The sequence below is a fragment of the Pseudomonas chlororaphis subsp. piscium genome (assembly GCF_003850345.1).
GTDB lineage: Bacteria > Pseudomonadota > Gammaproteobacteria > Pseudomonadales > Pseudomonadaceae > Aquipseudomonas > Aquipseudomonas piscium.
On record NZ_CP027707.1, the window covers coordinates 3,161,314 to 3,184,689 of the forward strand.

At 64.1% G+C, this 23,376-nt stretch carries 20 protein-coding genes; 8 read left to right on the forward strand and 12 right to left on the reverse strand.

Features of this window, described 5'->3' with window-relative positions; translation table 11 throughout:
* Window positions 1-42: 42 nt before the first annotated feature.
* The 5 genes from C4K38_RS14680 (at window position 43) to C4K38_RS14700 (ending at window position 3,743) form a co-directional block, all read left to right on the forward strand.
* Window positions 43-759, forward strand: coding sequence for a helix-turn-helix transcriptional regulator (locus C4K38_RS14680; RefSeq protein ID WP_053278992.1), 717 nt, complete (start codon window positions 43-45; stop codon window positions 757-759).
* A 54-nt stretch (window positions 760-813) separates the two neighbouring features.
* Window positions 814-1,155 carry a nuclear transport factor 2 family protein gene (locus C4K38_RS14685; protein WP_025809066.1) on the forward strand — a complete coding sequence of 114 codons (342 nt, stop codon included), beginning with the start codon at window positions 814-816 and terminating at the stop codon, window positions 1,153-1,155.
* A 243-nt stretch (window positions 1,156-1,398) separates the two neighbouring features.
* The gene (zapE, locus tag C4K38_RS14690) at window positions 1,399-2,511 is read left to right on the forward strand and encodes a cell division protein ZapE (protein ID WP_053278993.1); all 1,113 of its coding nucleotides are present in this window, start codon (window positions 1,399-1,401) and stop codon (window positions 2,509-2,511) included.
* Window positions 2,512-2,544: 33 nt separating this feature from the next.
* Window positions 2,545-3,162 (forward strand): DinB family protein, encoded by a 618-nt coding sequence (locus C4K38_RS14695; RefSeq protein ID WP_053278994.1) that lies wholly within the window; start codon window positions 2,545-2,547, stop codon window positions 3,160-3,162.
* A gap of 89 nt (window positions 3,163-3,251) precedes the next feature.
* The gene (locus C4K38_RS14700) at window positions 3,252-3,743 is read left to right on the forward strand and encodes a GNAT family N-acetyltransferase (protein ID WP_009048855.1); all 492 of its coding nucleotides are present in this window, start codon (window positions 3,252-3,254) and stop codon (window positions 3,741-3,743) included.
* A 69-nt stretch (window positions 3,744-3,812) separates the two neighbouring features.
* Here C4K38_RS14700 and C4K38_RS14705 read toward each other — a convergent pair whose 3' ends face one another.
* The 6 genes from C4K38_RS14705 to C4K38_RS32295 form a co-directional block, all read right to left on the reverse strand.
* On the reverse strand, window positions 3,813-5,234 hold the full coding sequence (locus tag C4K38_RS14705; protein WP_053278995.1) for a heavy metal sensor histidine kinase: 1,422 nt from the start codon (window positions 5,232-5,234) through the stop codon (window positions 3,813-3,815).
* Window positions 5,231-5,905, reverse strand: a complete 675-nt coding sequence (locus C4K38_RS14710; protein ID WP_053278996.1) for a heavy metal response regulator transcription factor — start codon at window positions 5,903-5,905, stop codon at window positions 5,231-5,233. Before C4K38_RS14710 ends, C4K38_RS14705 begins: the two co-directional genes overlap by 4 nt.
* 499 nt (window positions 5,906-6,404) lie before the next feature.
* A complete protein-coding gene (locus C4K38_RS14715) occupies window positions 6,405-6,626 on the reverse strand; it encodes a hypothetical protein (RefSeq protein ID WP_053278997.1) in 222 nt (73 codons plus the stop codon).
* Window positions 6,627-6,812: 186 nt separating this feature from the next.
* Window positions 6,813-9,059, reverse strand: a complete 2,247-nt coding sequence (locus tag C4K38_RS14720; protein ID WP_053278998.1) for a TonB-dependent siderophore receptor — start codon at window positions 9,057-9,059, stop codon at window positions 6,813-6,815.
* A 203-nt stretch (window positions 9,060-9,262) separates the two neighbouring features.
* Entirely contained in the window at window positions 9,263-11,005 is a 1,743-nt protein-coding gene (locus C4K38_RS14725; RefSeq protein ID WP_053278999.1) for a phosphoethanolamine transferase CptA, read from the reverse strand.
* 284 nt (window positions 11,006-11,289) lie between these two features.
* Window positions 11,290-11,463 carry a DUF6026 family protein gene (locus C4K38_RS32295; protein WP_164487005.1) on the reverse strand — a complete coding sequence of 58 codons (174 nt, stop codon included), beginning with the start codon at window positions 11,461-11,463 and terminating at the stop codon, window positions 11,290-11,292.
* A gap of 277 nt (window positions 11,464-11,740) precedes the next feature.
* Here C4K38_RS32295 and gnd point away from each other — a divergent pair, with 277 nt between their 5' ends.
* From gnd to C4K38_RS14740, 3 genes are read left to right on the forward strand one after another with little or no spacing between them, the layout of a single operon-like run.
* Window positions 11,741-12,721: a phosphogluconate dehydrogenase (NAD(+)-dependent, decarboxylating) gene (gene gnd / locus C4K38_RS14730; RefSeq protein ID WP_025809058.1), complete on the forward strand. Its 981-nt coding sequence runs from the start codon at window positions 11,741-11,743 to the stop codon at window positions 12,719-12,721.
* Window positions 12,718-14,238: a glucose-6-phosphate dehydrogenase gene (zwf, locus tag C4K38_RS14735; protein ID WP_053279000.1), complete on the forward strand. Its 1,521-nt coding sequence runs from the start codon at window positions 12,718-12,720 to the stop codon at window positions 14,236-14,238. Before gnd ends, zwf begins: the two co-directional genes overlap by 4 nt.
* The gene (locus C4K38_RS14740; RefSeq protein ID WP_053279001.1) at window positions 14,235-15,056 is read left to right on the forward strand and encodes a Cof-type HAD-IIB family hydrolase; all 822 of its coding nucleotides are present in this window, start codon (window positions 14,235-14,237) and stop codon (window positions 15,054-15,056) included. Before zwf ends, C4K38_RS14740 begins: the two co-directional genes overlap by 4 nt.
* 112 nt (window positions 15,057-15,168) lie before the next feature.
* Here the strand turns inward: C4K38_RS14740 and nhaB are convergent, their stop codons facing one another.
* The 6 genes from nhaB to paaE all read right to left on the reverse strand — a co-directional run bounded on the left by nhaB (window position 15,169) and on the right by paaE (window position 23,355).
* On the reverse strand, window positions 15,169-16,671 hold the full coding sequence (nhaB, locus tag C4K38_RS14745) for a sodium/proton antiporter NhaB (protein ID WP_053279002.1): 1,503 nt from the start codon (window positions 16,669-16,671) through the stop codon (window positions 15,169-15,171).
* A 138-nt stretch (window positions 16,672-16,809) separates the two neighbouring features.
* Window positions 16,810-18,864 carry a phenylacetic acid degradation bifunctional protein PaaZ gene (paaZ, locus tag C4K38_RS14750; RefSeq protein ID WP_053279003.1) on the reverse strand — a complete coding sequence of 685 codons (2,055 nt, stop codon included), beginning with the start codon at window positions 18,862-18,864 and terminating at the stop codon, window positions 16,810-16,812.
* A gap of 58 nt (window positions 18,865-18,922) precedes the next feature.
* Window positions 18,923-20,176, reverse strand: coding sequence for an OprD family porin (locus C4K38_RS14755; RefSeq protein WP_053279004.1), 1,254 nt, complete (start codon window positions 20,174-20,176; stop codon window positions 18,923-18,925).
* Between the two features lie 33 nt (window positions 20,177-20,209).
* A complete protein-coding gene (locus C4K38_RS14760; RefSeq protein ID WP_081001499.1) occupies window positions 20,210-21,856 on the reverse strand; it encodes a cation acetate symporter in 1,647 nt (548 codons plus the stop codon).
* Complete coding sequence (locus C4K38_RS14765; RefSeq protein WP_009043750.1) at window positions 21,853-22,161, reverse strand: DUF485 domain-containing protein; 309 nt, start codon at window positions 22,159-22,161, stop codon at window positions 21,853-21,855. Before C4K38_RS14765 ends, C4K38_RS14760 begins: the two co-directional genes overlap by 4 nt.
* A 117-nt stretch (window positions 22,162-22,278) precedes the next feature.
* Window positions 22,279-23,355 carry a 1,2-phenylacetyl-CoA epoxidase subunit PaaE gene (paaE, locus tag C4K38_RS14770; RefSeq protein ID WP_053279005.1) on the reverse strand — a complete coding sequence of 359 codons (1,077 nt, stop codon included), beginning with the start codon at window positions 23,353-23,355 and terminating at the stop codon, window positions 22,279-22,281.
* Window positions 23,356-23,376 lie beyond the last annotated feature (21 nt).

A 23,376-nucleotide genomic window follows, 5' to 3' on the forward strand; every position in this document is an offset into this window, starting at 1 on the left:
TCTGTTAAGCTGCGCCGATCCTTCCCTGTCGAGCTTGAAGACGTGTCGCGCACCACTCGTTTGTTGACCCTGTTGCAAGTGCTGCGCGGCAAGCGCTGCCCGGTGACCGCCGCGGCGCTGGCGGCCGAGCTGGAGGTGTCCGAGCGCACCCTGTACCGCGACATCGCCGAGCTCACGGCCCTGGGCGCGCCTATCCATGGCGAGGCCGGGATCGGTTATGTGCTGCGCAGCGGCCTGTTCCTGCCACCGCTGATGCTCAACGCCGACGAAACCGAAGCCATCGTCCTTGGTCTGCGTTATGTCGACCAGCGTGGCGACGAGGTGCTCGGCAAGGCCGCCGCCGATGCGTTGGCGAAGATCGCCGCGGTGCTGGCGCCGGCGGCCCAGGAAGCCTTGCACAACCCGACGGTGCTGCCCGGACCGCCGGCTTACCGCTACCCGGAAAACGTGGTGCCGCTGAACGTGTTTCGCCAGGCGATCCGCGAGCAGGCCAAGCTGCACATCGATTACGCCGATGTGAACAAGACTCCCAGCCAACGCCTGATCTGGCCCCTGGCCCTGGGCTTTATGAACGAGGCGCGGGTGATAGTCGCCTGGTGTGAGTTGCGCAACGATTTCCGCACCTTTCGCACCGACCGGATCGCCGCCGCGAGTGAGCAGGGCCAGCGTTATCCGGGACGGCGCAGCGACCTGTTGCGCACCTGGCGCCAGCGCATGCAATTGGACGATGCCGGGCGTTTCACTCCTGACAAGAACTGACGCGACGGCGTTTTAGCATGGCTCCAGCAACGATAAACAAGGAGTCGTAACACCATGTCCAGCACAGCCATTTCTCTCGCACCGGCCATCGCCGCCTACCTCGCGGCCACCAATGGCCGTGACAGTTCGGCGGTCGCCAGTTTCTTCGCCGAAGACGCCCAGGTGTTCGATGAGGGCCAGCATCAGGCCGGCACCCGGGCCATCGCCCAATGGATGGAAGACAGCGCCCGCCGTTACCAGCCACGGCTTGAGGTGCTCAAGGTCCAGCAGCGCACTGGCAAGGTGTTGGTGGACAACCTGATCTCCGGCAGCTTCCCTGGCAGCCCGCTGGAATTGCGCTACGTGTTCCGCCTCGACGAGCAGGGCAAGATCGCCCGGCTGGATATCTCGCTGTAGCCGCTGCCACGGTGATGCAGGCATTTGCTGTTTGTAGCCGCTGGCGAAGCCTGCGATCGGCAACGCAGTTGCCGTAATCCGGGCTGCGCGTTCTGCCTGATGCACCACGTGCTGAGGTTTTGCGGCAACTGCGTTGCCGATCGCAGCCTCGCGCTGCTCGGCAGCGGCTACACAGACACCGCACAGCGGTTGCCAGGTGAGGCATGGCATACTGCGCGGCCCATTTGCGGATGCGTGGACCCCATGCCTTTCGATTCCCCCCTCAGCGCCTATCAGTACGCCCTTCAGGAGCGCGGTTTTGTCGCCGACGAGGCCCAGGAGCGGGCGATGCTGGCCCTGCAGCAGTGCCATGTCGCCCTGCAGGAAGGGCGCAAGCCGATCACCGGGGTCTATCTGTGGGGCCCCGTGGGGCGGGGCAAGACCTGGCTGATGGACCAGTTCTATCAAAGCCTCGAGGTGCCGGCGCGGCGTCAGCACTTCCACCATTTCATGGGCTGGGTCCACCAGCGCTCGTTCCAGCTGACCGGCACCGCCGACCCGCTGCAGGCCCTGGCCCGCGAGCTGAGCGAAGAGGTGCGGGTACTGTGTTTCGACGAGCTGTTCGTCAACGACATCGGCGACGCGATCATTCTCGGGCGCCTGTTCCAGGTGATGTTCGAGCAGGGCGTGGTGATGGTCTGCACCTCCAACCAGCCCCCACAGCAGCTGTATGCCGACGGTTTCAACCGCGAGCGTTTCCTGCCGGCGATCGCGGCGATCGAGGCACATATGCAGGTGGTGGCGGTGGACGGCGCCCAGGACCATCGCCTGCACCCGGGGGCCGTCACCCAGCGTTATTGGGTCACCCCGGACGGCCAACCGAGTGCCCTGGGCCCGGTGTTCGAACAGTTGGCGGCGGGGCAGTCGGCGTCCAGCGCGATATTGCCGGTGGGTTACCGCGAGGTCCAGGTGATCAAGGCCAGCGAACGGGTGCTCTGGTGCCGTTTCGCCGACCTCTGCGAGCAGCCTTTCGCCGCCATGGACTTCATGGCCCTGTGCGACCGCTTCAGCGCGATCCTGCTCAGCGAAGTGCCCGAGCTCAGCGCGCAACAGCGCCCGGGGCGGATTGCCCGGGGCACCGAGGACGGCGCCGAGCGAGTGGAAGCGGGCGATCGCGAGTTGCCGCAATTGTCGGTGCACGATGACAGCGTGCGGCGGTTCATTGCTTTGGTGGACGAGTGTTACGACCGCAAGGTACCGCTGTATCTCGAAGCGCGGGTGCCGATGGAGGCGTTGTACACCGAGGGCTACCTGGAGTTTCCATTCCGCCGTACCCTCAGTCGTCTGAAGGAGATGCAACTGCAGCGTTTTGGCTGAACACTCCTGATCATTGCCAAGGGAGACCTGACCGTGAACCAGCCCCTGTCCCATCATCTGCTGACCATGGCTTACCAGAACGCCTGGGCCAATCACCGCCTGGGCAAGGCCTGGGAAATACTCACCCCGAGCGAACTGGCGGCGCCGCGGGTGAGTTTCTTTCCCAGCCTGAAAGCCACCCTCAACCACATCCTCACCTGCGACTGGTTCTACGTCGACGCGCTGGAGCGGGAGCTGCGCGGCGAGCCGCCAAGACCTGACTGCTATGTGTTTTTCGACGACGAGGAGCCCTTCGACCAGGCCGCCGACCTGCGGCGCGAGCAGGCCCTGGTGGACCGCCGGCTGATCGCCTACTGCGAGCAGCAGCGGGATGCCGACCTTGCACGCATCGTCACCATCGCCCGGGAAAAACCCCAACGGGATACCCGGCTGCGCATGCTTTCGCACCTGTTCGAGCACCAGTTGCATCACCGTGGCCAGGTGCACGCCATGCTCAGCGGCACCCGGGTGGCGCCGCCGCAGTTGGACGAGTTCTTCTGCGCGGGCGAGGCGGCATTGCGCGCCGAGGACTTTGCCGAACTGGGCTGGAGCGAAGCGCAGATCTGGGGCGAGGGCGCGGAGGCGGTCGAGGAAAAGAACGGTAGCGCTTGACGCGGTAGCCGCTCGTTTCGTCATGTGCCGATGTTTACAATCGCGCTTGCCGGAACACATCCGGATCAATCGAACCGTTGAGGACAGACATGGACGTTGCAGACGTATTGGTACTCCAGGCCAGCTACACCAACCCGGTACACGCCGAGGCGATCGCCCTGGTGCTCAACCACTATGCCCAGGACCCGATGGGCGGCGGCCAGCCGCTGGACGCCGATCTGTTGCGGCAATTGCCCGGCGAACTGGCCAAGCGCCCCCATGCTTTCAGCGTGCTGGCCTTTGTCGGTGGCGAACCGGCCGGGCTGGTGAATTGCTTCGAGGGCTTTTCCACCTTTGCCGGCCGGCCCCTGGTCAACGTGCACGACGTGTCGGTGATCGATAAATTCCGCGGCCTGGGCCTGAGCCAGAAGATGCTGCAGAAGGTCGAGGAGATCGCCCGCCAGCGCGGCTGCTGCAAGATCACCCTGGAAGTGCTGGAGGGCAACGCAGTGGCCCAGGCGTCCTACCGCAAGTTCGGTTTCGACGACGCCATGCTCGACCCGAGCCATGGCCGGATGCTGTTCTGGAACAAAACCCTGTAAACCCCTGGAGCCCGCCGGCCGATGAATTCACGCCCCTGGATACCCTGGTACCCAGTTCGTCCAGGGTCCTTACGCCCGCGGTGGATGATTGAGCCGGGTAAACACCAGGCGGAACAGGGTGAAGCTGCCGGGCACGCTGCTGACCTCGGTCCGCCCCTGGTGCAGGTTCATGATCGAACGCACGATCGCCAACCCCAGGCCAGTACCGCCTTCGGCGCGCGAGCGGCTGCTGTCGACCCGGTAGAAACGCTCGAACAGGTGCGCCAGGTGCTGCTCCGGGATGCCGGCGCCAGGGTTGCCCACCGACAGCGACACACTCGAATCGTGCTCCTCCACCAGAATCGAAATGCTCGACGCCCTAGGGCTGTGGCGGATGGCGTTGGACAGCAGGTTGGAGATGGCCCGCTGGATCATCAGGCGGTCGCCATACACCAGGCCATCGCCGGACAGGCTGATGCCCAAGTGCTTTTCCTCGGCGCTCAGGGCGAACAGTTCCGTGACCCGCCGCGCTTCCTCGCCCAGCGAGACTTCCTCGAACGCCACCTGGGAGGCCGGATGGCTGACCTGGGCGAGGAACAGCATGTCGCTGACGATCCGGGTCAGGCGCTCCAGTTCCTCGGTGCTCGACTCCAGCACCGCCTTGTATTCGTGGGGCGGGCGTTCCCGGGACAGGGTGACCTGGGCCTTGCCCATCAGGTTGGTGATGGGCGAGCGCAACTCGTGGGCCAGGTCGTCGGAGAATTGCGAGAGCTGCTGCACGCCGCCGTCGAGCCGGTGCAGCATGAAATTGATGCTGTGGGCCAGCTCGGCCAGCTCCCGCGGCAGGTTGTCCGGCGACAAGCGATGGGTCAGGTCCTGGGTCGTGACCTTGGCGGCCACCCGGCTGAACTGCTGCAACGGCGCCAGGCCGCGCTGCACCACCCACCAGGCGCCGATGCCGATCAGCATCAGTAGCAGGGGCAGGGCGATCACCGTGGAACGCAGGTAGGCGCTGAGCAGCGCCTGGTCGTTGGCCCGGTCCAGGGACAGCACCACCCGCACCTGTTCGCCATTGCGCAGGCTGATCAGGCTGGAGGTGCTGAGCAGTCGATTGCCGGCGCTGTCGAGCCAGTCGAGGAACGCCGGGCTTTCCGGCTGGGTCAAGGCGACCGGCAGCGGCTCGAGGTTGCGGTTGCCGATGTTCAACAGCGGTTCGGCCTGGGGATCGGCGCCGAAAATGCTCAGGTGCAGGTTGTCGTGGCCCATCACCAGGTCCAGCAGCGAATGCGGACGGGCGGCGATGTCACCGGTCTTCAGGTCGCTGGTCAGGGTGTGGCGGATCTGTTCGAGTTTGCTGTCCAGGCTTTCCCGCGCCAGGCTGCCCAGTTCATGGCTGAGGGCCAGGTAGGCCAGGGTCGCGAGCAGCAGCACCAGGCCGGCGCCCATCAGGCTGACGGTCAGGCCCAGGCGCATCGACAGGCTGCTGGCGGTGCGTTGTGGCGAGGCTTTCATTGGCGCACTTCCAGGACATAACCGACACCGCGGATGGTCTGGATCAGCTTGATATCGCTGGCATCGTCGATCTTCGCCCGCAGGCGGCTGATGGAGACTTCCACCACGTTAGTGTCGCAGTCGAAGTTCATGTCCCAGACCAGGGAAATGATCTGGGTCCGGGTCAGCACCTCGCCCGACTGCCGCATCAGCACCTGCAACAGGGTGAATTCCTTGGTGGTCAGATCGATGCGCCGCGAGCCGCGATAGGCCCGGTGCCGGCGCGGGTCGAGTTCGAGGTCGGCGACCCGCAGGGTATCGGTCGCCGGCAGGTTCTCGCTGCGCCGCAGCAGGGTGCGGACCCGCGCCAGCAGCTCGGGGAACTCGAACGGCTTGACCAGGTAATCGTCGGCCCCCAGGTCCAGGCCCTTGACCTTGTCGGCCAGGCGCCCGCGCGCCGAGAGCATCATCACCCGGGTGCTGCTGTCCTTGCGCATGTCTTCCAGCACCTGCCAGCCGTCCTTTTCCGGCAGGTTGACGTCCAGAATCACCAGTTCGTAGTTCTGCTGTTCGATCAGGTAAAGCCCGTCGACACCGGTGGCGGCGCGGTCGACCACATAACCGCTTTCGGTCAGGCCCTGATGCAGATAATCGGCGGTTTTACGCTCGTCTTCGACAACCAGAATGCGCATGGAAAAGTGACCTCTTGATCATTAAAACGATTTCAATGGCGCTGGATATGAAGTTGTTGTTGGACCAGCCATAAAACCCACGAAGTTGCTGCTGATAAATAGCTTCAGCCGTTTGGGTGGGGGAATGCTCAAGCCTGAAGTGGCTTTAGGGTCAAGATTTAAAGTGCCTGATATCAATGGCTTGTGCCTGTTTTCGACAGTCGGTAGCCGGGCTTTGCCCGCAGGCAGGCGCTTTTTTGTCTGGTTGTGAGCAACAAGCGGAGTGTCATCGTTATTACTGTTTCAATATATGTCTAAGTTCGGCGGGAACTTATGTTAATACAGCGGGCAGTGACGGTTGCCTATATGGCGTAATTGTCATTTTGACGTCAGAAAGTTGATAGCCGATGGTCATCTCGTTGATATCGACGGGATAAAAAAGGCGCCCATGAACGGGCGCCACAAGATCCTCTCTACCAAAGGAGCATTATCGCCAGAGAGGAGTAGAGCTCGGGGCGTTTCAGGCATCTGGTTGCGCAGCGGCGCGGGTCGGGTCCTCGACGGGTGCTTGGGGCTTTTTCCCGTTTTCGGAGGACGCCTGTTCGCTATCGGTGCGAGGTATCTGCTGGCTGATGGGGAAGTTGTCCCAGTAGTGCTTCATGCGTTCAGCGCCGCCTTCGGCGAACGCTGCACCCGAGCTGGCAATCATCAGACCGGCGAGCAGGAGTGTGGAGGCTTTCATGTGCGGTGTCCCATTAACAGTGATCGGAATTCCGTCGCGTCCCTGTAACGAAGCAATAAGAGAAGTCTGGCGCGATCTTATTAACTGGGGGTTAACAGGGCGCTGAAGGCGGGATGACAATTCTGTCATCCCGGATGAGAGGCACTGACGGCCAACCGATATGAGCCGTGTAGGAAGAAGAGCGGGTTAAAGCTTCCAGTCCAGGCTCAGGGTCATAGTGCGCGGTTCGCCCCAGTAGACGCCGTTATAGAAGCCGACCCGTTCGTAGTACTTCTTGTCGAACAGGTTGGTGACGTTGAGCGAGGCCGACAGGTGCGAGTCGAACTCGTAGCGCGACATCAGCCCGGCCACGCTGTAGGCCTGCTGGTGGATGCGGGTGTTTTCGGTGACGAGGCGCCCGTCACCGTCGCGCCCCACTGGCCGCCGGCTGTTGCCGTAGATTTCGCTTTGCCAGTTCAGGCTGCCGCCGACGGTCAGTGCCCGCCATTGGCCCGGCAGGCGATAGGCCGTCGACAGGCGCAGCATGTTCATCGGCTCGCCACCGTCGGCGCGCTGCTTTTCGCCGTTCAGGGCGTGGGTGTAGGTGTAGCCGGCGGTGAGGTTCCAGCCCGGGAGGATTTCGCCCGAGACCTCGGCCTCGAACCCCTGGACCTTGCCGCCTTTGCCGCCCGATTTGTAGAACTCCTCGCCGGTGACCGGGTCCGGCGGCACTGAGCTGTCCAATTCGGCGACGTTGTCCTGCTTGCTCCAGAACACCGCGGTGGCCAGGTTCAGGCGCTCCTCCAGCAGGCTGCCCTTGAGCCCCAGCTCGTAGTTGCTGCCGACCACCGGTTCCAGGTATTTGCGGCTGGTGTCGCGCTTGTCCTGGGGCTTGAAGATATCGGTGTAGCTGACATACACCGTGTATTCCGGGGTGAGGTCGTACAGCAGGCCGGCGTAGGGCGTCCACATGTCGTTGTGCTGCTGGCGGGTGTCGTCCTGGCGGACCAACTGGTTGTCGGTGTCATAGCTGCGAGCCCGGCTGTGGATGCTCCAGCTGCCGTAACGGCCGCCGAGCACGGCATGCAGGTCGTCGCTCAGGCTCAGGCGGGTGGCCAGGTAGCCAGCCTTTTGCCGGGTTCTGTCGCTTTCGCCGGACAGGTTGGTCACGGTGTCGGGAAACTTGGCGATGCCGCCCATGTATTTCCAGTCGGCGATGTTGGTGTAGCCCGGCGGCGTCGGGCCGTCGACGGTGTGCGGCGACGATTCGCTGCGCTCGGCCTCGCCGTAGCCGAACATCAGTTCATGTTCGCGGCCCAGCAGGCTGTAGGGACCGGCCAGGTTGAAGTCGTACACGCGCATTTTCTGGGTGCCGATCATATGGCTGGTCCAGGCGGTCATGCCCGAACGGTCGGCCTCCGGGAAACCGGCGCCGCCGTAATAGACCTTGCCGTCGCTGTCGCTGTCGCGGTGGGTGTAGGCGGCTTTCAGGTGCCAGTCGTGGCCCAGGCGCTGGTCGAGGGTGGCGAAGGCGGTCTTGTCCCTGAGCGGCCAGGAACTCCAGTTCGCCGCCATGTTGGTGGAGCGCGGCAGGTTGGCCTTGCCGCCCGAGGCGTCCCAGTAGGGCACGGTGCCCCAGGAGGTGCCCTGGACCTGCTTGTCCTGATAGTCGTAGCCCACGGCCAGGGTGGTGCTGTCGGTCAGGTCGGCCTCGAGAATGCCGTAGCCGACTTCCCGCTGCAGCTGGTAGTTGTCGCGGAACGACTGGCTGTCACGATAGGCCAGCACTGTGCGCCCGCGCAGACGACCGTCGAACGCCAGCGGGCCGCCGACATCGACGTAGCTGTAGTAGTTGTCGTAGCTGCCGCCACTGACGCCGGCCTTGGCCGCCCATTCGTGGGTCGGCCGCTTGCGCACCATGTTGACGGTGGCCGAAGGGTCGCCGGCGCCGGTGGTCAGGCCGGTGGCGCCGCGGACCACTTCGATGCGGTCGTAGATGATGGTGTCCGAATCGGACTTCATGCGGTTGAAGGTGTTGAGCATGCCATCGATCTGGAAGTTGTCGATGGAGTAGCCGCGGGAGGAATAGATCACCCGGTCGGAGTCCAGGTGCTGCACCACCACCCCGGTGGTTTGCCCCAGCACCTCGGACAAGGTATCGAGTTTGAAATCGTCCATCTGCTGGCGGGTCACCACCGACACCGATTGCGGGGTTTCCTTGATCGACAGGTTCAGGCGCGTGGCGGTGCTCATGCTGCCGGTGGTGTAGGCCCCGGTGTTTTCCGTGGTCGCGCCCAGGCCCTGGGCGGTGACGCTGGTGGCATCGAGTTCCAGGGCCTTGGCGCCGTGGTCGACGTTCTGCGCGGGTTCGGTTTCAGCCAGCAGCTCGGGGCTCAGAACTGCGCCGCACAGGCCGAATGTCAAAGTCATGGAACGGGTGAATGGCGCGAGCATCGCTGCCGCCTCCTTGTCGTCGAGGGAAAAAATCCGTTTGCACTGAGACGAAAAGGAGGAGGGGTATTTAAGATAAACGAGAATAATTATTATCTTTCAGATACAAAAATGCCCCATGAAGGGGCATTGAAGTCAGGTGCTACGGGGGCTGCGTGAGCCCCGTAGGAAAAGGCTTATTTTTGCATTCCTTACTTTTGCACCACTTATTTCTGTACCACCGCACTGGGTGGCGGGGCCTTGGGCTTCATCAGGCTGAAGTCGATCAGGGCCTTTTCCTGGCGCTCGTAAGGGTTGCCGATCAGCAGCGGGCGCGGCTTGAAGCTGTCGCTGACCAGGCTCTTGCTGCGATCCAGTTCGTCGAAGCTCAGGCCGGCCATGTCGGCCCAGGTGTGGATCAGGTGCGAGCTGCTGTACGGGCGGCCGAGGTTGCCGGCGAAGTTCCAGTCATGGTTCTGCTTCCACTTCGGCGAGGCCCAGGCCATGAACGGAATGGTGTACATCGGCGCGGTCGGCTTGCCTTCGTTGCGGCCCAGGGTGTTGTGGCCGGCGGAGTCGAACACGTCTTCGCCGTGGTCCGACAGGTACAGCAGGAAGCCGTTGGGGTCGGTCTTGGCGTAGTCCTTGATCAGGCTCGAAACCACGAAATCGTTGTACAGCACGGCGTTGTCGTAGCTGTTGTAGGTCGGTACCTGGTCGTCACGCACGCCAGTCGGTACGCCGGTGCGGTCGGTGAACTTGTCGAAGGTCGGCGGGTAGCGGTACTGGTAGCTCATGTGGGTGCCCAGCAGGTGGACCACGATGAACTTGCGCGGCGCGCCGTCGGCCAGGGCCTTGGAGAACGGCTCCAGCACGTCGCCGTCATACTGGCGGGCGTTCTGGTTGCGGTTGTTGTTCAGATAGACCTGCTCGTCCGCCTGCTCGGAGAAGGTGGTGAGCATGGTGTTGCGCTTGGTCATGGTCTGCTGGTTGGTGATCCAGTAGGTCTTGTAGCCGGCCTGCTTCATCACGCTGACCAGGGATGGGGTCTTGAGGTACAGGTCCGGGTTTTCTTCGTCGGCGAAGGTCAGCACCTGCTGCAAGGCTTCGATAGTGTAGGGGCGCGGGGTGATCACGTTGTCGAAGACCGCCAGCTGGTCCTTGAGCTTGTCCAGCTCCGGGGTGGTCTGGCGCGGGTAGCCGTAGAGGCTCATGCGCTGGCGGTTGGTCGACTCGCCGATCACCAGGACCAGGGTCGAAGGCTGGTTGGCCATGCTGTCCTTGAGGTTCTGCAGCGGCGGGATCTTGCTCACGTTGTCGAGCATGCCCTGCATGTTTTCCAGCTGCTCGCGGTAGCGCCGGTAGGCCACCACCATCTGCCATGGCACCGCGGGCTCGATGCGCGTCTCGAATTTCTCCAGGCCGCCGGCGAAGCTGCCGGTGCGCGCGGTCTGCTTGATCAGCGGGTAGCCGATCACGGCGATCAGGATCGCCATGGCCGCCACCAGCGCACGGCCGCGCGGCAGGTAGACCGGGCGCAGGCGGGTCCAGAGGAAGATGGCGAAGGCGGTATGGGCGAGGAACGCCAGCACCATCCACCAGGCGAAGTACTGGGTCAGGTACTCACCGGCTTCGGAGGGGTTCGACTCGAACATGATGAAGATGACGCTCTGGGAGAACTCCTGCTGATAAATGAAGAAGTAACCCAGGCTGGCCATGGAACAGGCCCAGAGCACCACGCCTATGACGGCGGCCATCACGCGGGTACGGGCCGGGAACAGCAGCACCGGCGCCAGCCAGATCGCGCTCATGATGAAGGCCTGGCGGAAACCGGCGAAGCCGGAGGTGTCGGTCAGCTGGATCAGTAACTGGGTGATGCCGGAGAAGTACCAGAAGAACAGGAAGAGCCAGCCCAGGCCCGCCCAGTCAAACCCTTTCGCGGACGTCTTGTCGCGTTTAAACACAGCCATCGAGCGCTCCAGCTTCATTGAACAGGACGTTCGCCGGAAAGCTTCGACCACCTCGGCGAACGCGCGCCGCGCCCGTGGGGGCGGCAATATTGCGCCGGAGTATCCACAAGAAGGTGTGAAAACTTTGTGAGTTGGTACCTGCGTATCAGATAATGCCGTCGCCAGGCGCCAGGCAGGGTAAAAAACGACGGGCAAAAAGAAGCCGGCGATCCATCGAGGACTCGGCCGGCTTCATTAATAACCTGTTGCAAGGACCGGCCACGGCGGGCAGGTTCCTCGGATCCTCAGGCGTGTAGCTGGGTGACGGCAGCCACCTGACCCTGGTTCTGCAATGCCAGGCGCAGTTGCGCCAGCTCTTGCTTCAACTGGTCGCGCTCGTTCTTCAGTGCGCGCAACTCGTCACGACGGATAGTGACGTAGAGGGTTTGTGCAGGTTGTGCCGGTAGTACTGTGCCCATTGCTCACCTCGCAAATGGCGTGCATCAACTGTGGTCCGGCCGCTCGAATTCCGGGGCCTGAAACACTATCGGCGGCAATTTTGATTTCTTTTGCCGGCAAAGGGAACTTTTTTATTTTCAGCGGTCGTTGTGCCTTCTGGGCGATTTGCGTCGTTATCCACTCACTGCTTGGGAAACACTGTTTTGGAAACTTAGTCCAGATGCTCTGGACTAACCCTCACGAGCCTCGTTGGGCTATAACCTTTTGACACAATTTAGTAGTAAGGAGCATCAGCACATGCAACTGGGGATTATCGGACTGGGCCGCATGGGCGGAAACATTGCACGGCGCCTGATGCTCAATGGGCATGAAACCGTGGTCTATGACCGCAACAGCGCTTTTGTCAGCACCCTGAGCGGCGAAGGCGCCAAGGGCGTCGCCGACCTGCCGGCCCTGGTCGCCGGTCTGGAAAAGCCGCGCGCGGTCTGGGTTATGCTGCCGGCCGGCGCGCCCACCGAAGACACCATTGAAACCCTCAGCCAGTTGCTCGAACCGGGCGACGTGATCATCGATGGCGGCAACACCTACTACAAGGACGACATTCGTCGCGCCCAGGCGCTGGCGGAAAAGGGCCTGAACTACATCGACGTCGGCACCTCCGGCGGCGTCTGGGGCCTGGAGCGCGGCTACTGCATGATGATCGGCGGCGACGCCGAGGTGGTGCGCCGCCTGGACCCGCTGTTCGATGCACTGGCACCGGGCATGGGCGACATCCCGCGGACCAAGGACCGGGTGGCTGAAGACGATCGCGCCGAGCGCGGTTACATCCACGCCGGCCCAGCCGGTGCCGGGCACTTCGTCAAGATGATCCACAACGGCATCGAGTACGGCATGATGCAGGCCTTCGCCGAAGGCTTCGACATCCTCAAGACCAAAGCCTCGCCAAGCCTGCCGGAAGATCAGCGCTTCGACCTCAACGTCGCCGATATCGCCGAAGTCTGGCGCCGCGGCAGCGTGGTCTCGTCCTGGTTGCTGGACCTGACCGCCGACGCCCTGGCCACCGATCCGCAACTCGACGGTTTCTCCGGCGAAGTGGCCGACAGCGGTGAAGGTCGCTGGACCATCGAAGCCGCCATCGAGCAGGCGGTGCCGGTCCCGGTATTGTCCAGCTCGCTGTTCGCCCGCTTCCGTTCCCGCCAGCAGAGCACCTATGGCGACAAGATGCTGTCGGCCATGCGCTTCGGCTTCGGCGGCCACGTGGAGACTCCGAAAAAATGACCTCCTCGCGAAAGAAGTCCAAGGCTCAACCCGCTCCACCCACCACACTGTTTCTGTTTGGCGCCCATGGCGACCTGGTCAAGCGCCTGCTGATGCCGGCGCTGTACAACCTCAACCGTGACGGCTTGCTGGATGAAGGGCTGAAGATTGTCGGCGTCGATCACAACGCGATCAGCGATGTGGATTTCGCCAAGAAGCTCGAGGACTTCATTCGCACCGAGGCCGCCGGCAAGGTCGGCAACGGCGCGCAAGCGCTGGACCCGGCGCTCTGGGCCAAGCTGGCCAATGGCATCAGCTATGTCCAGGGCGACTTCCTGGACGACAGCACCTACGACGCGCTGGCGGCGAAAATCGCCGCCAGCGGCACCGGCAATGCGGTGTTCTACCTGGCCACCGCACCGCGCTTCTTCAGTGAAGTGGTGCAGCGCCTGGGCGCGTCGGGGTTGCTGGTCGAAGGGGACAACGCGTTTCGCCGGGTGGTGGTGGAGAAGCCGTTCGGCTCCGACCTGCACACCGCGCAAGCACTCAACGAATGCCTGCTCAAGGTGATGAGCGAGAAGCAGATCTATCGGATCGACCATTACCTGGGCAAGGAGACGGTGCAGAACATTCTGGTCAGCCGTTTCTCCAACAGCCTGTTCGAGGCTTTCTGGAACAACCATTACATCGACCACGTGCAGATCACCGCGGCGGAAACCGTCGGGGTGGAAACCCGTGGCAGCTTTTATGAAAACACCGGCGCCCTGCGCGACATGGTGCCCAACCACCTGTTCCAGCTGCTGGCGATGGTCGCCATGGAGCCGCCGGCCGCCTTCGGCGCCGATGCGGTGCGCGGCGAAAAGGCCAAGGTGGTGGGGGCGATTCGTCCCTGGAGCACCGAAGATGCCCTGGCCAATTCGGTGCGTGGCCAGTACGTGGCGGGCAAGGCGGGCGACAAGCCGGTGGCCGGCTACCGCGAAGAGGCCAACGTGGCCCCGGACAGCAACACCGAAACCTACGTCGCCCTCAAGGTGATGATTGACAACTGGCGCTGGGTCGGCGTGCCGTTCTACCTGCGCACCGGCAAGCGCATGAGCGTGCGCGACACCGAGATCGCCATCTGCTTCAAACCTGCGCCGTACGCGCAGTTCCGCGACACCGAGGTCGACCACTTGCAGCCGACCTACCTGCGCATCCAGATCCAGCCCAATGAAGGCATGTGGTTCGACCTGCTGGCGAAAAAGCCCGGACCGACCCTGGACATGGCCAATATCGAGCTGGGGTTCGCCTACAAGAACTTCTTCGAGATGCAGCCTTCCACCGGCTACGAGACGCTGATCTACGATTGCCTGACCGGTGACCAGACCCTGTTCCAGCGCGCCGACAACATCGAAAACGGTTGGCGCGCGGTGCAGCCGTTCCTCGATGCCTGGAAGGAAAAGGCCAAGGTCCATATCTACCGGGCCGGCGAAGACGGACCGGCGGCCGGCGACGAGTTGCTGACCCGCGACGGCCGTGAATGGCACAGCCTCGGATGAGCGGCGAGGGGCAGCCGGCCATCCAGTTCCTGCTCAGCGACATGGACGGCACCTTGCTGCTGCCCGATCACAGCCTGAGCCAGCGCACCATCGCCGCGGTGCGCGCGCTGCGCGAAGCCGGGGTGTTCTTCAGCCTCGCCACCGGGCGGCCGCCGCGGGCCATGTTGCAGCAGATCGAGGCCCTGGGCGTCGATCTGCCGACCGCGGCCTTCAATGGCGGCACCATCGTCAACCCCGATGGCAGTTTCCTGGTGCGCCACCATGTGCCGGTGGAAGTTGTCGTCAGCACCTTGGCGCTGCTGTCGCCGCAGCCGGAAGTGGAGGTCTGGGTCTTCGCCGACGGTGAATGGCTGTTGCGCAATCCCCACGGGCCGATGGTGCCGCGCGAGCAACATGGCCTGGGTTATCCGCCAGTGGTGGTGGAGAGCTTCGACGATTACCTGCCGCGCATCGACAAGATAGTCGCCGCCAGTGCCGACACTGAACGCTTGGTGGAGCTGGAGGCGCGTTTGTTGGCGCAGGTCGGCGGACAGGCGCAAATCTCCCGTTCGCAGCCGGTGTACCTGGATGTGACGGCGCTGCAGGCCAACAAGGGGCAGGCGTTGATCACCCTGGCGGAGTTCCTCGGGGTGCCGCTGGAGCGCACCGCGGCGCTGGGGGATGGCGGCAACGACCCGGCGATGTTCCAGCAGGCCGGGCTGTCGATTGCCATGGGCCAGGCCGAAGCGGCGGTGAAACGCCAGGCCGACCTGGTGACGGGCAGCAATGTCGCCGATGGCGCCGCCGAAGCGATCGAACGATTTATCCTGCCGCGCTAATGCAAAAACTGTAGCCGCTGCCGTAGGCTGCGATAAGGCCGAAGGCCTTCAGCGATCTGGAGACCGCCGCGACCCTGCGGGCCGATCGCAGCCTGCGGCAGCGGCTACAGGCTTACAGCCAGTAACTCACCGCATACCAGCCCAGCACACCCATCACCAGGGTGTAAGGCAACGCCATCCACACCATGCGTCCATAGGACAGGCGCACCAGCGGCGCGATCGCCGAGGTCAGCAGGAACAGGAACGCCGCCTGGCCATTGGGCGTGGCCACGCTGGGCAGGTTGGTGCCGGTGTTGATCGCCACCGCCAGGGTTTCGAAGTGTTCGCGGCTCATCTGCCCGGAAACGAAGGCCTGTTTCACTTCGGTGATGTAGATGGTGGCGACGAACACGTTATCGCTGATGGCCGACAACAGCCCGTTGGCGATAAACAGCATGCCCGGCTGCTGGCCCGCCGGCAGCGCCAGCACCCACTGGATCAGCGGGGTGAACAGCTGCTGGTCGTGAATCACTGCCACCACCGCGAAAAACACCACCAGCAGGGCGGTGAACGGCATCGCATCCTTGAAGGCGTTGCCCAGGCGGTGCTCGTCGGTGATGCCGGTGAAAGCGGTAATCAGCACGATCACCATCAGGCCGATCAGGCCGACCTCGGCGATATGCAGGGCCAGCGCGGCAATCAGGATCAGCGCCGCCACGCCCTGTACCAGCAGCGCCGCGCGTTGCCGGTCGGTGCGTTCGGCGTTGTCTTCGGCGGCGTAGTTGGCCAGCACCGCGCGCACGTTGTCCGGCAGCAGGGTGCCGTAGCCGAACCAGCGCAGTTTCTCCAGCAGCACGCAGGTCACCAGCCCGGCCACCAGCACCGGCAGGGATACCGGGGCGACCTTGAGGAAAAAGTCGGCGAAGTGCCAACCCATTTCATGGCCGATCAGCAGGTTCTGCGGTTCGCCCACCAGGGTGCAGACGCCGCCCAGGGCGGTGCCCACCGCGCCGTGCATCAGCAGGCTGCGCAGGAAGGCGCGGAACTGTTCCAGGTCTTGGTGATGCAGTTGGGGCAGGTGCTTATCGTCGTTGAATTCGCTGTCCTGGCGCGGGTCGTTGCCGGAGGCCACCCGGTGATACACCGAATAGAAGCCTACCGCGGCGCTGATGATCACCGCGGTGACCGTCAGGGCATCGAGAAACGCCGAGAGGAAGGCCGAGAGAAAGCAGAACAGCAAGCCCAGCAGCGCCTTGGAGCGCACCCCCAGCAACAGCCGGGAGAACAGGAACAGCAGCAGTTCCTTCATGAAATAGATGCCGGCCACCATGAACATCAGCAGCAGGATCACCGGGAAGTTGTGCACCAGTTCGTCGTACAGCGCCTGGGGTGTGGTCATGCCCAGCGCCACGGCTTCCAGCACCAGCAGGCCACCGGGCATCAGCGGGTAGCACTTGAGGGCCATGGCCAGGGCGAAGATGAACTCGGCCACCAGCATCCAGCCGGCCGCCACTGGCCCGACCGTGAACAGCAGCAAGGGGTTGAGCAGCAGGAAGGCGAGGATGCTGGCTTTGTACCAGCGCGGTGAATGGCCGAGAAAGTTGTGGGCGAAAGCCTGGGCCAGTGAACCGGACATTGGCTGCTCCTTGTAGTGAAGAAGCGCGCAACTTGCCGCAAGCACCGGTGAAGATCAAGAAACTCTGAAATCTTTTGCCACAAATACCGCCCGGACCGGTGCAGGAGCCGGCAAGCCAGCTCCTGCGGGCGGTGCCGGTCAGTCTTCGCGTTTGACCACCAGGGTCAGGATGTCGTAGCTGGCCACCAGTTCACCCAGCTGGTTGCTGACCTCCACGTCCCAGGCCACCACGCCCTGGGGGATACCTTGCGGGCTCTTCTTGCCCTGGTCGATCTTGCGCTTGCAGGTCAGGCGCGCCTGGATGGTGTCGCCAATGCCCACCGGGTTGATGAAGCGCAGGGTATCCAGGCCGTAGTTGGCCAGCACCGGGCCCGGCGCCGGGGATACGAACAGCCCGGCCGCCGCCGACAGCACGAAGTAACCATGGGCGATGCGCTTGCCAAATTGCGACTCCTTGGCCGCGATCTCGTCGAAGTGCATATAGAAGTGGTCGCCGGACAGGCAGCCGAAGTTCACCAGGTCGGCCTCGGTCACCGTGCGTCTGTGGGTCAGCAGCGACTCGCCGATCTGCAGGTCCTGGAAGAACCGGCGGAACGGATGCACCTCGGTCTCGATGACCTTGGCGCCACGCACGTATTCGCCGGTGACCGCCGCCAGCATGGTTGGCGAGCCTTGCACCGCCGCCCGTTGCAGGTAGTGCTTCACCGCGCGCAGGCCACCGAGCTCCTCACCGCCGCCGGCACGCCCCGGGCCGCCGTGCTTGAGCTGCGGCAGCGGCGAGCCATGGCCGGTGGATTCGGCGGCGGATTCGCGGTCCAGCACTAGCAAGCGGCCGTGCCAGGCCGCCGCAACCGGGATGGCCTTGGCGGCGATCTGTGGATCGCGGGTCACCAGGCTGGCCACCAGGCTGCCTTTGCCTCGCGCGGCCAGGGCCAGGGCTTCGTCGAGGTCGTCATAGGCCATCAGCGTGCTGACCGGGCCGAAGGCCTCGATATCGTGGGCGCCACCTTCGGCATGCGGGTCGCGAGCCTGCAACAGGGTCGGGGCAAAGAACGCGCCCTGGCTGGTGTTTGCCCCGCGCGGCTCGAAGCCGTCCCGGGCGCCGAACAACAGGTCACTGCTCTGCAACAAGCTCTCCAGGCGTTCGGCCACGTCCCGCTGCTGGTCGTGGGAGGCCAGTGCGCCCATGCGCACGCCTTCCACTGAAGGATCGCCGACCACCACCTTGGCCAGCCTGTCGCGCAGGCGGCTGGCGACCGCGTCGATGTGCCTGGCCGGCACTATGGCGCGGCGGATGGCGGTGCATTTCTGCCCGGCCTTGGTGGTCATTTCCCGGGCCACTTCCTTGATGAACAGCTCGAACTCTTCGTCGTCCGGGCTCACGTCCGGGGCGAGGATCGCGCAGTTCAGCGAGTCGGCCTCGGCATTGAACGGCACCGAGTTGCGAATCAGCTGCGGATTGGCCCGCAACCTGGCCGCGGTGTCGGCCGAGCCGGTGAAGGTCAGCACGTCCTGGCCCCGCAGGCGATCCAGCAGGTCGCCGGTACTGCCGATCACCAGTTGCAGGCTGCCGGCGGGCAGCAGCCCCGATTGGTCCATCAGGCGTACCACGGCTTCAGTCAGGTAGCTGGTGGCGGTGGCCGGCTTGACGATGCACGGCATGCCGGCGAGGAAGCTCGGGGCGAACTTTTCCAGCATGCCCCAGATCGGGAAGTTGAAGGCGTTGATATGCACCGCCAGGCCGCCGCGGGGCACCAGGATATGGGTGCCGGCGAAGCTGCCGAGTTTGCTCAACTGCAGCGCCGGGCCTTCGTGGACGATATTGCCCGAGGGCAGTTCCCGCGAACCCAGGCTGGCATAGGTGAACAGGGTGCTGTTGCCGCCCTCGATGTCGATCCAGCTGTCGGCGCGGGTGGCGCCGCTGTGGTGGGAAAGGGCGTACAGCTGTTCCTTGCGTTCGCTCAGGTACAGCGCCAGCGCCTTGAGCCGCTGGGCGCGCTGCTGGAAGTCCAGGGCCATGAGGGAGGCGATGCCCTGGCGCCGGCCATGGTCGAGCGCCTCGGCGAAATCCAGGCGCTCTTCGTGGGTACGGGCCAGTTCGTGGCCGTCGATGGCGCTGCGCAGCACCTGGGCGCCGTGTTGGCCGATCCAGCGGCCGGCGATGAAGCTTTGCAGGGTAGGGGCGTGAGGCATCACGATTCCTCCGGATGATGAATGAGGCCGGCGCGGCCAGCGACCGCGCCGGCGGGGTTTACCAAAGAGCCAGGGTGTAGCCGAGGATCAGGCGGTTCTCGTCGAGGTCGGTGGTCAGGCCGTTGCCCGAACGAAAAGTCACGTTGCGCCAGCGGATGCTCAGGTCCTTCAGCGGTCCGCTCTGGATCACGTAGGTGATGTCGGTGTCGCGTTCGGTTTCGCGGCCGTTGTCGACAGTGCCCGCCTTGACGTGGCGGCCGTCGGTGTAGCGGGTCATGAAGGTCAGGCCGGGCAAGCCCATGGCCGCGAAGTCGTAGTCGTAGCGCAGTTGCCAGGAGTCTTCCTCGGCGCGGGTGTAGGTGTTGTAGGTCACCAGGTTGACCACGTAGGGATCGCCGCCGTTGAGGAACGGGAAGGCGCTGTCGCCGGACAGCTGCTGCCAGGTGGCGCTGATTTTGTGCGGGCCCTTGATCAGGCTGAACATGCTGTTGAAGTTGCGGTTGTCGATCCGCCCGGCACGCTCGGCGCCATCGCCACGGCTGTCAAAGTAGCGCAGGTCGCTGCGCAGGCTGAAGCCGCCGCCCAGGGGCTGGGTATGCAGCAGGCCGAGGTAGTGCTGGCGATAGATCTGTTCGAGCTTGCCGTAGTAATAGCTGAGGCTCAGTTGCGGGCTGAAGGCGTAGCTGGCGCCGGCGAAGTCGAAATGATCGCTGCGAGCGGCGCCATAACCTATGTCGTCGTTGCTCGAGGAATCCCGCAGGTTGGCTTCGGTCAGGCGCCCGGTATTCAGCGTCAGGCCGCTGATTTCCTGGCTGGTCAGCAGACCGCCCTGGAACGTCGAACCCAGCAGGCGGGTGTCGTTGTAAGTGGCCACGGGCAGCAGCGGTTGCAGGGTGCCGATCTTCAAGACGCTTTTCGACAAGCGCAGCTTGCCGGTCAGGCCCAGCTCGCTGAACTCGTCCGCCGGTTCGTGGCTGTTGGGGCCGAACGGCAGCAGGCCGGTGCCACGGCGATCCGGGCTGGAATCGAGCTTGAGCCCGAGCTCGCCAAGGGCATCCAGGCCAAAACCCAGGGTGCCCTCGGTGTAGCCGGACTCGATCCGCGCGGTGAAGCCCTGGGCCCATTCCTCGGCCTTGGACTGCGCGGCGTTGGCCTGGCGAAAGTCACGGTTGATGTAGTGGTTGCGCATTTCGATCCGTGCCTTGCTGTCGCTGATGAAGTCGGCTTGTACGCTGCAGGTGAACAGGCCCAGGCCCAGCGAGGCCATGGCCGGCAGCAGGTGTTTCGGTGAGGCGATGGAAACGGGGTTCATTGTTGTTATTCCCTGTCATCGATCGGAACGGGTTCAGTGTTTGCTGGCGCCGGAAGCGCCGATGCCGGTCATCGAGCGGATGAACTGTGCGAGGTAGCGGCCGCGCTCCAGTTCGGCCCGCGCCGAGGTGTCGGTCACCGAGAACAGCCAGGCACTGAGGAACGCCAGGCTCATGGAAAACAGCGCCGGGTTGGAGTAAGGGAACAGCGCCCGCTCGTGATGCAGCACGTTGACCCAGACCGCCGGGCTCAGCACCAGCAGTACGATCGCCGAGACCAGCCCGGCCAGGCTGCCGGTCACGGCGCCGCGGGTGGTCAGGCCTTTCCAGAACATCGAAAGGAACAGCACCGGGAAATTCACCGAGGCGGCGATGGCCAGTACCAGCCCGGACAGGAAGGCGATGTTCTGTGACTCGAACAGCAGGCCGAGGACGATCGCCAGTACGCCGATGCACAGGGTGGCGATGCGCGACACGCGCATTTCCTGCTGCTCGCTGGCCTGGCCCTTGCGCAGCACGCAGGCATACAGGTCGTGGGACACCGCCGAGGCGCCGGACAGCGCCAGGCCGGCGACCACCGCGAGGATGGTGGCGAAGGCCACCGCCGAGATGAAGCCGAGGAACAGGTTGCCGCCCACCGCCTGGGCCAGGTGCACGGCGATCATGTTGCCGCCGCCGATGATCGCGCCGTTGGCATCGCGGAACGCCGGGTCGGTGCCAACCATGACGATCGCGCCGAAGCCGACCACGATCAGCAGCAGATAGAAGTAGCCGATGAAGCCGGTGGCGTAGAACACGCTCTTGCGCGCTTCCTTGGCGTCGCTGACGGTAAAGAAGCGCATCAGGATATGGGGCAGGCCGGCGGTGCCGAACATCATGCCCAGGCCCAGGGAGATGGCATCGATGGGGTTCGACAGCAGCCCGCCGGGGGCCATGATCGCGCTGCCCTTGGCATGCACGGCGCTGGCCCCGGCGAACATCGCTTCGGTGCTGAAGCCGAAATGCCTGAGCACCATGAACGCCATGAAGCTGGTGCCGAACAGCAGCATCACCGCCTTGATGATCTGCACCCAGGTGGTGGCGAGCATGCCGCCGAAGGTCACGTAGAACACCATCAGCACGCCGACCAGCATCACCGCGTAGAGGTAGCTGATGCCGAACAGCAGCTCGATCAGCTTGCCGGCGCCGACCATCTGCGCCACCAGGTACATCAGGGCCACGGTCAGGGTGCCGAAGGCTGAGGTCAGGCGCACCGGGGTCTGTTCCAGGCGGTAGGACACCACGTCGGCGAAGGTGTACTTGCCCAGGTTGCGCAGGCGTTCGGCGATCAGGAACAGGATGATCGGCCAGCCGGCGAGCACGCCCAGGGCGTACAGCAGGCCGTCGTAACCGTTGAGGAACATCATCGCCGAGATGCCCAGGAAGGACGCTGCGGAGATCATGTCGCCGGCGATCGCCAGGCCGTTCTGCAAGCCGCTCATGCCGCCACCGGCGGTATAGAAATCGCTGGCCGAGCGGGTGCGCAGGGCGGCCCAGCGGGTGACGCCGAGGGTGAACAGGACAAACACCAGGAACATGCCGATGGCGTTCCAGTTCAAGGGGCGCGCGCTGCCTTCGGCGGCCAGCGCCAGGTCGGTGGCGAACACGCACGGCAGGGCGAACAACGCCAATAAGCGCTTCATTGGGCGCACTCCTGCTTGAGCTTTTCGTTCAGCGGGTCAATGACGTTATTGGCGCGATAGACGTAAAAACCGGTGAGGGCGAAGGCCAGCAGCACGATTGCCACGCCCACCAGCATGCCGACCGTGGTCACCCCGCCACTCAGCGAGCGCCCCAGGGTGCTGGGGGAAAACGCCACCAGCAGGACGAAGCCGTAGTAGATCACCAGCATGGCCAGGGTCAGGGACCAGTAGAGGTTCTGTTTGCGCCGCACCAGCTGGATGAAGTCGGGGTGCTGGCGGATCTGTTCGATGTCTTGCGGGGTCATGGGAGCGCTCTCTTGATGTTGTTTTTGTTTTGGTTGAAACGCGGTGTGGTTCATTTGCTTCTGTAGCTGCTGCCTCAAGGGCGTGTCCGCTACGCAGCCCGCGGCAGCGGCTACAGGTCAGAGCTGGTCGAAGTCCAGCACCACCTTGTCGCTGACCGGGAACGACTGGCACGACAGCACGTACCCGGCCGCCACTTCGTAGTCCTCGAGGGCGTGGTTGCTGTCCATCTCCACTTCGCCTTCGATCACCTTGCACTTGCAGGTGGAGCACACCCCGGCGCGGCACGAATAGGGCAGCTCGGCGCCCTGGGCATTGCCGGCGTCGAGGATGCTCTGGCTGTTGCGCGGCAGGTCGAAGGCCAGGGCGCGACCGTCGCTGATCACGGTGATCTGGCTGACCGCCGCGTCGCGCTGCCGGGCCGCCTCGCGCGCCTCGCGCTTGTGCTGGCTGCCAGCGGCGGCGAACAGCTCGAAGTGAATGCGCTCGGCGGCCATGCCGCGGGCTTTCAGGCTGTCGCGCACGGTTTCGGTCATCTCCTGCGGGCCGCAGATGAAGGCCGCGTCCAGGGCCTTGACGTCGAGCCAGCGGGAGAACAGCCGGGCGCATTTGTCGGCGTCGATCCGGCCGTTGTAGAGGTCGACGTCCTGCTGTTCGCGGCTGAACACGAAGATCAGGTTCAGGCGTTGCAGGTAGCGGTTCTTCAGGTCTTCCAGCTGTTCGCGAAACAGCGCGGCGGAGCTGGAACGGTTGCCGTACAGCAGGGTGACGCGGCTGCGGGGCTCGGTTTCCAGGGTGCTCTTGATGATCGACAGGATCGGCGTGATACCGCTGCCGGCCGCCACCGCCAGGTACTGGCCATGGCGCGCGGGGTCGAGTTCGACATGGAAGTGCCCGGCCGGCGGCATCACGTCCAGGCAGTGCCCGGGCTTGAGCCGGTCATTGGCGAACGCCGAAAAACGCCCGCCGGCCACGCGCTTCACGGCAATGCGCAGTTCGCCGTCGTTGACCCCGGTGCAGATCGAGTAGGAGCGGCGCACTTCCTCGCCATCCAGCTGGGTGCGCATCACCAGGTGCTGGCCCTGGGTGAAATGAAAGCTGTCCTGCAGGTGCTGCGGAATCTCGAAGGCGATGGATACCGCGTCGCGGGTTTCGCTGCGCACATCCTTGATGGTCAGGCTGTGGAATTTGCTCATGGTTGTTCTCCCACTGACGCG